The sequence below is a fragment of the Sorangium sp. So ce448 genome (assembly GCF_051520915.1).
GTDB lineage: Bacteria > Myxococcota_A > Polyangia > Polyangiales > Polyangiaceae > Sorangium > Sorangium cellulosum_B.
In genome coordinates, this window is record NZ_CP150343.1 from 1,746,725 (window position 1) to 1,760,573 (window position 13,849).

Genomic DNA, 13,849 nt, shown 5'->3' on the forward strand with positions numbered 1-13,849 from the left:
CCATCTCGTCGAGGAGGTCGACTCGAGGCCGCCGTCTATCACCGGCGCCAGGTTCCACACACCTGGATCATCGACCCCGAGGAAGAGACCCTGGCCGTCTACCGCTGGACGCAGGAAGGTTACGTCGAGATCCTCGCCGCCGAGCGCGGCGAGCAGGTTCGGGCCGAGCCGTTCGAGGCGACTCCGCTGCAGGTCGGCGTGCTCTTCGGCGACGACGAAGACGACGAGCCCTGAGCTGGGTGACCGTGCGGCGCTGGTCGCTCGCCATCGACCAGGGGCGCCTCTTCGATGCATGCCTACAAGCCGTTGCGATCGTTCGGCATCGTCGTTTGCCTCGTGCTAATCGTCCTGCCCTCCTGGCTTTGCCTCCGTGGTCCGCATCCTCAGATAAGCAAGTAGAACCGGTGAGGCTGCCAATCGCTTCTTCGCTGTACCCAGAGGACCGGTGGTGTGATGGCTTGTGTGGGTGCGAGATCCAGCAGCCACAGGTCGAACGGATACCGCGTCGCTCGTCGTCGCAGCCCGACCCGACGCGGTCTACCGTGCCTTCGCCGATCCCGACGCGCTGATGGCGTGGCTCCCGCCCGAGAGCATGACCGGTCGCGTCCTCGACTACGACTTCCGCGAGGGCGGTCGCTACCGCATCGAGCTGACTTACGATGATGCAGCGCCCGTCGGCGTCGGAAAGACCACCGGGCGGACCGATGTCAGCACCGGGCGCTTCCTCTCGCTGGAGCCGGGCAAGCGCATCGTCCAGTCGGTCGCATTCGAGTCGTCGGACGCTTCGTTCGCGGGCGAGATGGTGATGACGTGGTCGTTCGAATCGCTGCCCGCAGGGACCCGCATCACCATCACCGCGGAGAACGTCCCGCCCGGCATCAGCCAGGCCGACCACGAGGCCGGCCTTCGAGCGTCCCTGGAAAATCTCGCGCGCTACCTGTCGCCGCCGCGGCGTTTGTGAAGCGGAAACCGCGCTCCGCGGCGCGTCCGCTCCCATCCATCATTGCCGTTCGCAGTCTTGGGAGACGACGCTGGAGGTTCAGAGTGCGCCGGCAGGCGGTCGTTGCGCCAGGCGGCGGCTCCGGCGGGCGACGGAGGCTCCGGCGAGCTCAGGCCATACAGCAGAACGTGGACGGCTCGGCTGGCTGAAGCTCGCCGACGGGCTCGCCGCCCTGCGGCGCGCACGCGCCCGGCTCCGCCGCCACGACCGCGGCCGACTTGCTGCCCATGCCGACGCCAGGCGGCGTCACCGCACAGAACGGGACGCTCGAGCTGACGAGGTTCGACGCGATCAGGTCGGTGCATGCCGCGTCGCGGTACACGGACGCCATGACCATGCACGAGGCGCCGGTCGGCTCGCCGCAGCTGCATGGAGTGCAGTCGCGGCCGTCGAGCGCGCCTCTATAGAAGGCATGCCTCTGGGCATAGCCCTCCGGACAGGCGACGTCGCCCTCGTGGTAGACGCAGGTCAGGAACCCGGGCGGCGCTGCCGGCGCGCACGTCGTCGCGTCCGCGCACGCGGTGTGCGCCCCCGCGACGCAGGCCATTGCGCGCGTCGCCCACCAGGGCGCGCTCTGAGGGATCGGCTGGGGGACTTCGATGCGCGGCGTACACGCACCGGCCGTGATCGAGGGCGCCGCGATCGCCAGCGACTGCACGCAGGGCTCGCCGTTGCAGTCCTGATCGGCGGGGATCGCGCTCTCGGCGGTGCAGGCGCCGTCCCATGCGTCGGGCGCGGCGAACGGCGTCGCGACGGCGTCGGGCTCGTCGCCGGCGCACGACGGGGACGACGACGCGGCCCATGCGGTGGGGAGCGCGCACGAGACCTCGGGCGGGTCGCACGCGCAGGTCGGGCAGGTCTTCGGCACCTGCTGGAGATCGGCGAAGCCCTCGTACCCGATCGTCGGTGCGTCGGCGGGGCAATCGGGGGTGGCCTCCGCCGGGCCGAACCAGAGGAGCGCCGGGCCGGACCAGCCGAGCGGTGCGGGGGGGACGCACTGACCGGAGCACAGCGCGCTGTGCTCCTCGCCGCCAGCGCCGCCCTGTCCGCCAGCGCCGCCCTGACCGCCGTCGCCGCCCTGACCACCGTCGCCGCCCTGACCGAGGTCTTCCGAGCACCACTCAGGATAGTGGAGGAGCTCTTCGGGCGAACATGGGCCATCAATGATGATGGGCTCCTGGCTGCAGCCAGCGCTCAACAGCGCTCCAGCAAGGGCAAGGCTCGGCACGCGCATGCGTGGTACCCTACCCGAACGAGGGTCCTTGGCACAAGGCGGCGTTTTCCCAGCAAGCCGCGAGTGCGTCCAGCGCGTCGAGCATTGCGTGAATCGAAGAAAATTTCTCATCGTTCTCACCTCGGGGAGGGCGAACATTTCTGCCACCGGATCCGCCTCATAGGTTCATTTGTAGACCGATCCCGAATGCCACCCCGGTCGCGGGAGCGCTCCATACCGGGCGTTGTGATTCGGTGATGCCTTTACGACGGAGTATTGACGAGTCGACCAAGCGCTGAACCGCCTCGACAGTTCCGCACCCGGAGAGGCTCTCTGAAAACGGCCACGTGACGCCGACTCGCGCGCCGACTCCGACACGAGCATTCAGCAGCGATCCTGTGAGGTTTTCAAGCTCGGGCACGGCACGGAGCATGCCGATCTCGCCGACCCCGCACGCGAAGAGCGAATGCCGGTGAAGGCACAGAGCAACGTTCGCGGTGAACGCCGATGTCGCCACACGCGCCTCGTCCACGCTGGTCGACAGCGACGAGAGCCCGCGGGCTTCCAGCGCGATCGACCATGCCGGCCAGCGTCCCGCGACCGCCAACGTTGGACCCACGGCAACGCCGGGCGTCAGCCCCAGCGCCATGGTGGCGCCGGCGCCAACGGTCCAGCGGAAGCGCTCCGCCGCAGCCTGGCCCGCGCTGCTCGGAGGCGGCGCCCGCACCCGTGACAGATCGCGCGCGGGCGCCGCCTTGCCCGGCGACCGGGCGGGCGGCGCCTCGCTCGGCGGCGGCGCCGGCGGTCCCGCGCACGGGCGCTCGGGGGAGCATGGCGCCTCCGCCGGCGTCGCGGGCTCTTCGTGCGGGGCCGGCGCTGCCTGCGGCGGTGGGAGCTCGCCCGTGTCGTCGAGCTGCACGGCGATCGACAGGGCCACCGTCGAGACCAGCGCCTTGCAGTCGCCGTGGGTCGTGTAGCGATCGGCCCAGAGCACCACGCCGCGGCGATCGCGGAGATAGGCGGACGCGATGAGCTCGCCCTGCGCCTGTTCAATCGACGCCGCCATCGTGAGCGAAGCCTCCGCGTCGAAGGGGTCGAAGCCCATGCGCCGGGCGATCGCTGCGCGCAGGAACCGCTCGTCGGGGCAGCGCTCGGCGCCTGGCCCGCGCGTGAGCTCGATCCGCACGCTGGCCCGGCGCGGTCCGGAATCGGCACGGACCGGCGCGGCCGCGAGCTGCGCGACGAGGGCGGGGACCATCGACGCGAACGCTGCGCGCCACGCCTGCTTTCCCCATCGCGGGGCGCGCGACCCGACGCACGCAGGAGGCGGCGGCTCTGCGCTCACGGCCGCTCGTGCCCCGCCGCGCCGCCGGGCGTCGTGACCGGCAGCGCCTCCGCCCTCGGCCGGAGCCGCTCGCGCAGCAACGTCAGCCGGCCCTGTGGAAACCGCTGCGCGTGCGCCTCGACGTGCTCAATGGCGGCCGCGCGCTCGCCGCGCGACAGCGCCGCCTTGGCCGCGTCGAGCAGCGCGAGCTCCTCGTCGAGCCGATCCTGGATCGACTCTGCGGGCGCCGGGGCACCTCGCGAGGCGGCGGGCTTGCGCTGGCCTGGCCCATCGGCCGCCCGTGCAGCGGGCGCTCGGGGGCCCTGCTCGTCGTCGGAGGGCGTGACGTCGCCGGAGCGCCGCGCTTCACCGAGAACTCCCTGGCGTCGCGCCTCCGGCGCCAGGCCCGGAGCTGTGCTCCGCGCGACGAAGAGGGGTATCGCGACCGGGCCGAGGTGGCGAGCCCAGGTCACCGGCGCCGGAGCGAGCGCCGTGGCCAGGAGCACGCCGCTGGCGACGCCTGCCGCACCCCACCCGAGCGCCGGGCGAAAGACCCGGGCGACCGGGCGCGCAAGGCCCGCGAGGCGTGCTCGCCACCGCGTCCTGTCGAGGCGTGCCCGGGAGCTCAGCGCGGCCGGGTCGCTCGAAGGCAGGAGCGTCTCGCGGAGCGAACGCAACGAGGTCGCGGAGAACAGCGGGAGCACGAGGACGCTGGACCGGAGCGCCCGCCTCTCTTCGGGGCGCAGCCGCTTCTCGGCGGCACGGTAGTCCCGGCGCGCGAGCCGCAGCCGGCTCGCGGCGGTGTGCTCGTTGAGCGACAGCGCGCGCGCGATCTCGCGCACCGGGACATCGTACGCGTCGGCCAGGAGGAGGATGGCGCGGCGCTCGGGCGCGACCTCCGACAGGAGGCGGATCGCCAGCGCGAAACGCTCCTCCTCGGCGATGCGCTGCTCGCCGCTCGCCGCGGCGTCGGCCCGCTGGAAGCACGCAGCGTCCGTGAGCCCTACCGACACCTCGCGGCGCCGGTAGGCGCGCTCCAGGTGATGGCGGACTTGCCGCCAGGCGATCCCGAAGAGCCACGAGGCCTCCGCCCTCCAGTGCTCGCCGAGGCGCTCCGGTCGAGATGGCTCAGGCATGCCCGTGGGTATGCCGCGCGGGCGAGGTGGTGTGTCGCTCGACTCGCTGTCTGCGGCAACGGCGGCCCGCGCAGCCGGCGCCGCGGATCCCAGGGTGTCTGCCGAGTCCGGCAGGGCCGCGTCGCGCGCGCTGCCGGAGCGCATGGGGTCGTACCGGGGGAAGCTGCGGTAGGCGCCCAGCAGGACGTCCTGGCACAGGTCGTCGAGGTCGCCCTCGGCGACGCCGAGGAAGCGGAGCATGCCTGGGAGGACGTGAACGGCGGTCGCGTGCATGGAGGTCCAGGCGCCGTGCTGGGCCGGGGCGGTCGGAGGACGAGAAGGGCTCATGCTCAGAATTACGGGGCGTTTCCCGCGGCCGTCACAGAATCGGGCCGGGCCGAGGCCCCTCCGATCCGATGCGGACCCCCTCCGACCCGGTGCGATGCCAGCTCGGACGAAGGGCGACCCCCTCGACCGGGTGAGACGCCCGAGGCGAGGGGAGCAGGTCCTTCAGCAGAGCTGGCGCAGCCGACCTCGGTTCATGTCGCTCCGCCGGCAGCGCGGCTTGCCTCGCGTTCCGGCGCGCGCCGCCATCTCATGAGCGACGCAGCATTTCGCGTTCTTTACCCGGCGCCCTGACGCCTGGCGGCGGCCTTGCGAGGCGCTCGAGCCTTCGTCGATGTCGGCGCCGGCACGTCGCCCGCGCCGCTCGGCTCGGCCATCGCGATGCGCCGCGCCGTCTCGGCGGCGGCGCGCACGAGCGGCGCGAGGACGTCGGCCGGGCTCGCGTCTCCCTCCCAGGCGACCGGAGCCCCGAGCTGGCGCAGCACGGCGCCGTGCGTGACGGGCTCGTCGAAGCCGAAGCGCAGCGCCGGCAGCGCCTCGCGCGGCTTGTCGTAGTCGGCCGCCTTCACCTTGCCGAGCCTCACCGTCGGCACCTCGTGACCCTCGGTCTCGCGCGCAGCCGCCGCTCTGCCACCCTTCTTCGCAGCCGCTTCGCTCTCCCCGCCGCGCGCGGCGCGCAGCGCGTCGAGCACTTGCCCCTTGGTCTTTCCGCGCAGCTCGAAGAGCAGGAACGGATCGCGGTCGAGCGCCTCGCCGAGCACGTAGTGGGTCGCGGCGACGTGCTTGCACGGATCGCCCCAGTCGGGACACGAGCAGCTCGTCGTGAGGTCGGCGCGCTGCGCCGGGAACAGGCTCACGCCCGCTTCCCGAAACACGTCGTCGATCGGCTGAGGCATCTGCCCCGCGAGGAGCTCGGCCGAGAACTGCGCCTTCCTGGCCATGCCGTCGATGGCCCTCTTCCACGCGGCCTCGCCGAGCTGCGCGAGGTCGATGGTGATCTTGTACGGCGTGGCCCGCGAGCCGGTGACCTTGGCCGTCACCTTGCCGCCCTTGACGACGAGGTCGTGCGTGCGGCCTGCTCGGGCGTAGGTCCTCCCGCGCGCCAGCCTCGCCGAGTCGCCGCGCAGCACGCCCTCGAGCGCCTCGATCCACCGCTGTCCCCACCAGGTGGTGCCTGCCTTCTTCACCCGAATGCCACGCTCGGGCGGCGGCTTCTTGGGCGCGGGTTTGTACCAGCCGTCGCTGCTCCAGCGGCTCATGGGCGCACCTCTCTGCGGCTTCGCGCGGCGCGCGCCTTCGCGCCTGGCCGCGACGACGTGACGGTATCCACATCGTCGTCATCGCCGTCCGCGACGGCGCCCTCCGAGAGCCCGAAGAGGTCGCGCAGCTCGCCGCCGTCGAGCTCGGTGATCCACTGCTCGCCGGCGCCCACGACCTTCGAGGCGAGCTCGCGCTTCTGCTCGAGCAGGCGATCGATCTTCTCCTCGACAGTGCCCGCGCAGACCAGCTTGTGGACCTGCACGGCGCGCCTCTGGCCGATGCGGTAGGCGCGATCCGTCGCCTGATCCTCGACGGCGGGGTTCCACCAGCGGTCGTAGTGGAAGACGTGGCTCGCGGCCGTCAGGTTGAGACCCGTGCCACCCGCCTTCAGCGAGAGGACGAAGACGCGCGGGCCGCGCGGCTCCTCCTGAAAGCGGCGCACCATCTCGTCGCGCGCCTTCTTCGGGGTGCCGCCGTGAAGGAACACCACCTCGCAGCCGAGGTTCGCGGTGAAGTGCTCCACGAGCCTGTCGCCCATCTCCCGGAACTGCGTGAAGACGAGCGCCTTGTCGCCGGCGGCCACGGCCTCCTCGAGCATCTCGGTGGTGCGGGCGAGCTTCCCGGAGCGCCTCGGCAAGGGGCCGGCCTCGCCGAGGTACTGCGCCGGGTGGTTGCAGATCTGCTTGGTGAACATGAGCAGCGCGAGCACGCGCCCCCGTCGCTCGATGCCGTCCGAGGCCTCGATGCGGCGAAGCTCCGCGTCGACGACCGCCTTGTAGAGCGTGGCCTGCTCGCGCGTCAGCGTGCAGACGACCTTCATCTCGTTCTTCGGCGGGAGGTCCTTCAGGATGGTCGGATCGCTCTTGAGCCGGCGCAGGATGAACGGGCCCACGATGCGCCGGAGGCGCGCGGCGGCCTGATCGTTGCCATAGCGCTCGATCGGGAGCGCGAAGTCCCGGCGGAACGTCTCCAGCGGCCCCAGGAGGCCAGGGTTCGCGAACTCCAGGATCGACCAGAGCTCGGCGAGGCGATTCTCGACCGGCGTGCCGGTGAGCGCGAAGCGGTGTGCAGCGCGCAGGCCGCGCGCGGCGCGCGCGGTCGCCGAGGCGGAGTTCTTGATGTTCTGCGCTTCGTCGAGCGCGGCGACGGACCAGTCGACGCTCGAGAGCAGCTCGGCGTCGCGGCGCAGGAGACCGTAGGTCGTGACGACGAGCGTGCCTGGCTCCTTCGGGAGGTCCTTCGCCGACCGCGCGCGCTCGGCGCCGTAGTGGCGCACGAGCTGGAGGGAGGGCGCGAAGCGCTCGACCTCACGCTCCCAGTTGCCGACCACCGAGGTCGGCGCGACGAGCAGGGCGGGCCGGCCGTCACGCGGAGCCTCCTCCTTGCGGCGCAGGAGGAGCGCGAGGAGCTGGATCGTCTTGCCGAGGCCCATGTCGTCGGCGAGGCAGGCGCCGAGCCCGAGCGAGCTCATCGTCGCCAGCCAGCCGAGGCCGCGCTCCTGATAGGGGCGCAGCGTCGCGCCGAGCGTCTCCGGGGCGCCCAGCTCCTTGCTGCCGCCGCTGCGCAGGCGCTCGACCAGCTCCGCGACGGCGCCCGAGGCGGCGACCGCGACCGACAGCCCGCCTTGCTGCGCCTCGCCCGCAAGGACGGCCTGGATGGCTTCGCGCGCCGTCATCTTCGATGCGCCGCCCGAGAGGCGCTTCTGGATGTCGCTCAGCTCGCGCGGATCCACGGCGACCCACGCCCCGCGGAACTGGACGAGGGGCGCTTTCTGCTTGGCCAGCGCCGCCAGCTCGCGCGCGGTCAGAGGCTCGTCCCCGATGACCGCCTCCCAGTCCACGTGGAGCAGCTCGTCGAGCGCGAGCCCCGCGGCGCCTGCGACGACACCGGCGACCTTCCTGGAGCTCCCGCCCACGCGCATGCGCAGGCGCAGGCGGCGCTGCCCTGCGGCGGTCAGCTCGCCGGGGACGATGACGCCGAAGCCCGCCTCCGCGAGCGCCGCCGCGCCCTCGCCGAGGAATGCCCACGCCGTCGCCGGGTCGAGCGGTACCGACTCGGGGCGGGCCTCCTCGAGGGATCGCGCGAGCGACGGGAAGAGGCGCGCCGCGCGACCGAGGGCTTCGAGGAGCGACTCCTGTGGATCCCGAAAGGCGCGCCCGAGCTTCTCGAGGCTGCGTCCCTTCGTCTTCCACGCCTCGGCGGCGGGCACGAGGAGGCTCGGATCGTCCGGCGACTGGAGGAGGAAGCGCAGGAGGAACGGCGCGCCGTCGGCCAGCGGCAGCTCGAGGCGGAAGCACGCGCGCAGGCGATCGCGCGCGCCGAGGGCAGGCTCGCTCCAGCGCTCGAGATCGTCGACCACCGATCGTTCGGCGAACCCCGCGGCCTCGAAGCTCCGCTGCGAGCCTGCGAGCGCCGTCCGCCAGCGATCGGCCCACGCGCCGCCGGACAAGCGCGCTCCCTTCGTTCGCGTCGTCGCGTGCGACGGGCCGCCATGGGCGGCGCGCACCAGCGCGTCGACGACAGCATCGACGTAGGCGCGAAGGAGGGCATCGGGCGCCCACACCGCGTCGGCGCCGTCGCGAGCGGCGGGCACGGCGTGCGCCGCCGGCGGCATGCTCCTGGCGAGGGCAGCGACCTTCGCCGCGTCCTCGCTCCCCGCGAGCGCCGCTGCCCAGCGGGCCTCGATGCGTCCGCCGCGTCGCGTTATGGTGGGCACCACGCGCTCGCGCGCCACGAGGTCCATGGCGAGCTTGCTGGCGAGCACCCAGGTCGCGACCGAGCCGGGCAGACTCTCCACCTCGGAGGCCGGGACGACGGCGAGCTGGGCCATCGTTTCGAAGAGCGGGAGCTTGAGGCCCAGCGCCTCACGGCGGCCCTCCGGCGCGACGAGCGCCGTCGACCAGGCTTCGCCGTCACGACCGAGCGAGGGCAGCACGCGGGGCGGCGGGTCGCCGCCCCAGAGGAACAGGGCATCCACGTCTGGCAAGTACACGAGCGGCATCGACCGCCCCTACATGCCACATGGACCCCGGATCGAGGGAGACGAAGGCGCGGGGGCTGCGCAAATCAGCCGGCCCGATGCGCTGCGAGCGGCCGCTCGATCGCCCGTCGTAGCATCGCCGTCCAGCGCTCGAGCCAGAGCCGCTCCCGCGCCTCGGGACCCATCCGTGTAACCGTTCACGACCCGCAGGCCCCCCTTTCATCTCGACGATGCCCACCTATGCCTTGTAGTGCTGCACATGGCCCGGCAGCCAATGAACGAGAAGGGCCGACCCTACCTCTTCCAGGAGTTCGAGATGACCGTGAAAGCCTTTGGTGCCCATGCCGCCGACAAGCCGCTGGAAGCGCTCGACATCTATCGCCGCGCCCCGGGCGACCACGATGTGCAGATCGACATCGTCTACTGCGGCGTCTGCCACTCGGACTTGCACACCGTCCGAGGTGAATGGGCCGGCACGCTCTATCCGTGCGTTCCTGGGCACGAGATCGTGGGGCGGGTGTCCGCTGTGGGGGGCCAGGTATCTCGCTTCAAGAAGGGCGAGCTGGTCGGCGTCGGCTGCATGGTCGACAGCTGCGGCCGCTGCGCGTCCTGCGCCGAACACCTCGAGCAGTACTGCGAGAGGGGCATGACGCTCACCTACAACTCTCCGACCCCGGACGCCCCCGGGCACACGCTGGGCGGCTACTCCCAGCGGATCGTCGTCAACGACAGGTACGTGGTGAAGATCACCCACCGCGAGGATCAGCTGGCGGCCGTGGCCCCGCTGCTCTGCGCCGGCATCACCACCTATTCGCCGCTTCGGCACTGGAACGCCGGGCCCGGCAAGAAGATCGGCATCGTGGGCATCGGCGGGCTCGGCCACATGGGCGTCAAGCTCGCCCACGCGATGGGCGCGCACACCGTCGCGTTCACGACGTCGGAGTCGAAGCGGCAAGACGCCAAGGCCCTCGGCGCGGACGAGGTCGTTGTGTCGCGCAACGCGAACGAGATGGACCGCCACGCCGAGAGCTTCGACATGATCTTGAACACGGTCGCGGTGAGCCATGACCTCGACGCCTTCACGAGGCTGCTCAGGCGGGACGGCGCCCTGGTGCTCGTGGGCGTGCCGAAGGACGCCCACCCGTCGCCCAACGTCTTCAACCTCGTGCTCAAGCGCAGGACGATCGCCGGGTCGACGATCGGCGGCATCGCCGAGACGCAGGAGATGCTCGATTTCTGCGCGGAGAAGGGGATCGTCGCCGACATCGAGGTGATTCCGATCCAGCAGATCGAACAGGCGTACGAGCGGATGCTCAAGGGCGACGTCAAGTATCGCTTCGTCATCGACACCGCCAGCTTGGCCGCCGGGCCACAGCGGTAAGGCCTAGAGCGACAAACGGGTTGAAACTGCCTGAAAAGTGCAGAATTTCGAACCGCCAAGTCGCCAAGGACGCCAAGAACGGAGAATTATCTTGGCGTCCTTGGTGTCTTGGCGGTTCATTTCTCGCTCGATCAACGTGATCGGTGTCCTAGGTCATCGTCAACGCCGAGGGGCGGCGCTAGCCCCTTCGCCTCTTCCGTGGCTCGCGGCGCTGCCCGGCACGCCCGCTCCGCGCCGCCGTCTCTTCCCCGCCTGCCACGACCTCCCGCACGCTGTCGCGCAACCAGCGGTGAGCGGGGTCCGCGTCCAGCCTCGGGTGCCACAGCAACGAGACGGTGATCTCCGGCGCGGCGAAGGGCAGCGCGAAGCTGAACAGGCCGTCGCGCAGGCTCCTTGTGTGGTGATCCGGAACGCTGGCGATCAGGTCGGTCGCGCGCGCCAGGGCGATCGCGGTCGCGAACCCGCCGACGATGGTCACCACCTCGCGCGCCAGACCGAGCGCGGCCAGGCTCTCGTCGATGCGCCCCTTGGCCACGCCGCGCCGTGAGAACACGACGTGGCGTCCGGCGGCGTAGCGCGCGGGCGTGATCTTCGCGCGGCCGAGGGGGTGATCGCTGCGCACGACGCCGATGAAGCGGTCGCGGAACAGCGCCTGGGTGCGCAGCTCGGGGCTGGTGTCCTCGTCGACGACGCCCGTCTCGAGGTCGACGGCGCCCGTGCGCAGCGGCGCGCTGTCCTTGTCGGGCTTGGCCACGAAGCGCAGCCGGACGCCTGGCGCCTCGGCGCCGGTGCGCTCGATCAGGGCTGGGCCGAAGCCCTCGACGAAGCCCTCGCTGGTGCGCAGCGTGAAGGTGCGCACAAGGCGATTCAGGTCGAGCTTCTCGGCCGGCCGCAGGACGGCCTCGGCGCCCTGCACAAGGTGGCCCACGCGCTCGCGCAGCTCGAGCGCGCGTGGGGTCGGCACCAGGCCGCGGCCAGCGCGCACCAACAGGGGGTCGCCCAGGGTCTCCCGCAGGCGCGCGAGCGCCCGGCTCATCGCCGACGGGCTCAGGCGCAGGCGCCGGGCCGCGCCGGTGACGCTGCCTTCCGTGAGCAGCACGTCGAGCGTCACGAGCAAGTTCAGGTCGGGCAGCGACATGCCAGCAGGCTACCAGAGGTCAGGGTGAACTATGGCGTCGCATGCACATATAGGTTGCGATCGTTGCGCGTTCCGCAATCCGTGCCGGCGCTCTAGCTTCGACGTCGAAGCGCGGATCACGTCGATTCGAGCCGAGCCGGAGGCCACCCATGACCGAGAACGCCCTTGACCTGTTCATCCATCGCACCCGCGCCAGCTGGGGACCGCTCAGCAGCGCCCTTGTCGCCAGCTGTCGCGATCACCTGGAACAGCTGGCGAAGGCGCACGCCTCCGAGCCCTGGCTCGCGGCGCTGCACGAGGAGGCGCCCGCGTCCAGGGAGCTCTACCGGGACGCGGAGCACGGCTTCGTGCTGCAGGCCCACACCGAGCAGGCCGGGATCTACCGCCCGCCGCATGACCACGGTCGCAGCTGGGTGATCTACGCCCTGCAGCGCGGAGAGATCGCGATGTCGACCTACGCTCGCGTCGAGACCGGAGCCGGCATCCAGCTGGTCAAGCGTGATGAGACGCTGTTGCGCGCCGGGCAGGCGCAGCTGTTCTTGCCGGGAGACATCCACGACACGCGCTGCGTCGCCGGCCCGGCGCTGCAGTTGCGTTTCACCGAGCGCGATCTCAGACAGGAAGATCAGGTCGCGCGGCGCGTGACCCGCTATGTCGAGCGCAACGGCGTCTGGACGGTGGGAACATGATGGCGCTGCGCACCTCGATGGCGGGCGCGCCCCTGCCGAGCGAGGCGCCCGATCAGGCGGCTTCCAGTGTGCAGGGCCCGGCGCGCGCGGAGGCGATCGCGTGCGTGCTCGCGGCCATGGTGCTGGTGGTGCTCTCCGCAGGCATCGCCAACGTGGCGCTGCCTGCGCTGGCGCACGCGCTCCAGGTGACGCCCGCCGCGTCGGTGCGCGTCGTCAGCGCCTACCAGCTCGCGCTGGTGATGGCGCTGTTGCCGTGCGCCGCGCTGGGCGAGAGCCTGGGCTATCGCGCCGTGTTCACGGCGGGCGTCGGGCTGTTCACGGGCGCGTCGGTGCTGTGTGCGCTGGCGCCATCGCTCCACTGGCTGGTCGCCGCGCGCTTTCTGCAGGGGCTCGGGGGAGCCGCCGTGATGGCGCTCGGGGTGGCGCTGCTGCGCTTCGTGGTTCCGCAGGCGCAGCTGGCAGCCGCCATCGGCTGGAACGCGCTCGCCGTGGCGCTGTCCTCGGCCGCGGCGCCCACCGTCGGCGCCGTGCTGCTCTCGAGCGCCAGCTGGCCCTGGCTGTTCGCCGTCAATCTTCCGCTCGGCGTGGCGGTGCTGCTCGCCTCGCGCGGCCTCCCCGAGGTCCCCGGCACGGCGCGGGCGCTGGACGCGACCAGCATGGCGCTGAACGCGGGGGCCTTCGGCGCGCTGATCGCAGGCGCGGAGCTGCTCCCGGCGGCGCCGGCGCTCGGGGCCGGCCTGCTCGCCGCGGCCGTCCTGAGCGCGACGCTGTTGCTCCGCCGCGAGCTGCCGAAGGAGGCGCCCCTGGTGCCGCTCGACCTGCTGCGCAGCCGCTCGTTTCGCGTCTCCGTGATCGCCTCGGTCGCGTGCTTCGCGGGACAGGCCTCGGCGCTGGTCGCGCTGCCCTTCTATCTGCGGCACAGCTTTGGCCAGGAGGCCCTGACCACCGGGCTGCTGATCACGCCCTGGCCGCTGAGCGTGGCCCTCCTGGCGCCCGTCGCGGGCCGCCTCGCCGACCGCATCTCGACGGCCTGGCTGTGCGCGGCGGGCGCGGGGTGTCTCGCGCTGGGGCTCGCCGCGCTCGCGATGTCGCCGGCGCACGGCAGCGCGCTTTCGCTGGTGCCGTTCGTGGCGCTGTGCGGCGCGGGCTTTGGCCTGTTCCAGGTGCCGAACAACCGCAACATGTTCCTCGCGGCGCCGCGCGCGCGGAGCGCCGCCGCGGGCGGCATGCAGGGCACCGCGCGGCTGGCGGGCCAGACGGCGGGCGCTGTCGTCATGACCTTGCTCTTCACGCTCCTGCCAGTCGATGCCGCGCCGCGCATCGGCCTCGGTATCGGCGCCGTGCTGACGCTGAGCGCCGGGATCGTCAGCGCGCTGCGCGCCGGCCCGCACCGCGAGCCATGAC

At 72.0% G+C, this 13,849-nt stretch carries 11 protein-coding genes; 5 read left to right on the forward strand and 6 right to left on the reverse strand.

The genetic code is table 11. The annotated features are described in order from the left end of the window. Positions 1-69 precede the first annotated feature (69 nt). Both WMF45_RS06525 and WMF45_RS06530 read left to right on the forward strand, forming a co-directional pair. Positions 70-234: a hypothetical protein gene (locus WMF45_RS06525; protein WP_437719500.1), complete on the forward strand. Its 165-nt coding sequence runs from the start codon at positions 70-72 to the stop codon at positions 232-234. 232 nt (positions 235-466) lie between these two features. Continuing rightward, complete coding sequence (locus WMF45_RS06530; protein WP_437716079.1) at positions 467-961, forward strand: SRPBCC family protein; 495 nt, start codon at positions 467-469, stop codon at positions 959-961. A 148-nt stretch (positions 962-1,109) separates the two neighbouring features. Here the strand turns inward: WMF45_RS06530 and WMF45_RS06535 are convergent, their stop codons facing one another. The 5 genes from WMF45_RS06535 to WMF45_RS06555 all read right to left on the reverse strand — a co-directional run bounded on the left by WMF45_RS06535 (position 1,110) and on the right by WMF45_RS06555 (position 9,258). Next, positions 1,110-2,234, reverse strand: a complete 1,125-nt coding sequence (locus WMF45_RS06535) for a hypothetical protein (protein WP_437716080.1) — start codon at positions 2,232-2,234, stop codon at positions 1,110-1,112. A gap of 157 nt (positions 2,235-2,391) precedes the next feature. Then, positions 2,392-3,558 (reverse strand): hypothetical protein, encoded by a 1,167-nt coding sequence (locus tag WMF45_RS06540; protein ID WP_437716081.1) that lies wholly within the window; start codon positions 3,556-3,558, stop codon positions 2,392-2,394. Then, positions 3,555-5,000, reverse strand: coding sequence for an RNA polymerase sigma factor (locus tag WMF45_RS06545; protein ID WP_437716082.1), 1,446 nt, complete (start codon positions 4,998-5,000; stop codon positions 3,555-3,557). Before WMF45_RS06545 ends, WMF45_RS06540 begins: the two co-directional genes overlap by 4 nt. Positions 5,001-5,275: 275 nt before the next feature. Further along, positions 5,276-6,256, reverse strand: a complete 981-nt coding sequence (locus WMF45_RS06550) for an SWIM zinc finger family protein (RefSeq protein ID WP_437716083.1) — start codon at positions 6,254-6,256, stop codon at positions 5,276-5,278. Then, positions 6,253-9,258: a DEAD/DEAH box helicase gene (locus WMF45_RS06555; RefSeq protein WP_437716084.1), complete on the reverse strand. Its 3,006-nt coding sequence runs from the start codon at positions 9,256-9,258 to the stop codon at positions 6,253-6,255. The genes WMF45_RS06550 and WMF45_RS06555 overlap by 4 nt, the downstream gene beginning before the upstream one ends. A 295-nt stretch (positions 9,259-9,553) precedes the next feature. Between WMF45_RS06555 and WMF45_RS06560 the strand changes: the two genes are divergently transcribed. Then, positions 9,554-10,618, forward strand: coding sequence for an NAD(P)-dependent alcohol dehydrogenase (locus tag WMF45_RS06560; protein ID WP_437719501.1), 1,065 nt, complete (start codon positions 9,554-9,556; stop codon positions 10,616-10,618). A 178-nt stretch (positions 10,619-10,796) separates the two neighbouring features. Here WMF45_RS06560 and WMF45_RS06565 read toward each other — a convergent pair whose 3' ends face one another. Next, complete coding sequence (locus tag WMF45_RS06565; RefSeq protein WP_437716085.1) at positions 10,797-11,756, reverse strand: LysR family transcriptional regulator; 960 nt, start codon at positions 11,754-11,756, stop codon at positions 10,797-10,799. Positions 11,757-11,905: 149 nt separating this feature from the next. Here WMF45_RS06565 and WMF45_RS06570 point away from each other — a divergent pair, with 149 nt between their 5' ends. Together WMF45_RS06570 and WMF45_RS06575 are read left to right on the forward strand one after the other, a co-directional pair. Beyond that, on the forward strand, positions 11,906-12,445 hold the full coding sequence (locus tag WMF45_RS06570) for a hypothetical protein (protein ID WP_437716086.1): 540 nt from the start codon (positions 11,906-11,908) through the stop codon (positions 12,443-12,445). Then, complete coding sequence (locus WMF45_RS06575; protein WP_437716087.1) at positions 12,442-13,848, forward strand: MFS transporter; 1,407 nt, start codon at positions 12,442-12,444, stop codon at positions 13,846-13,848. The genes WMF45_RS06570 and WMF45_RS06575 overlap by 4 nt, the downstream gene beginning before the upstream one ends. Position 13,849: the final 1 nt, after the last annotated feature.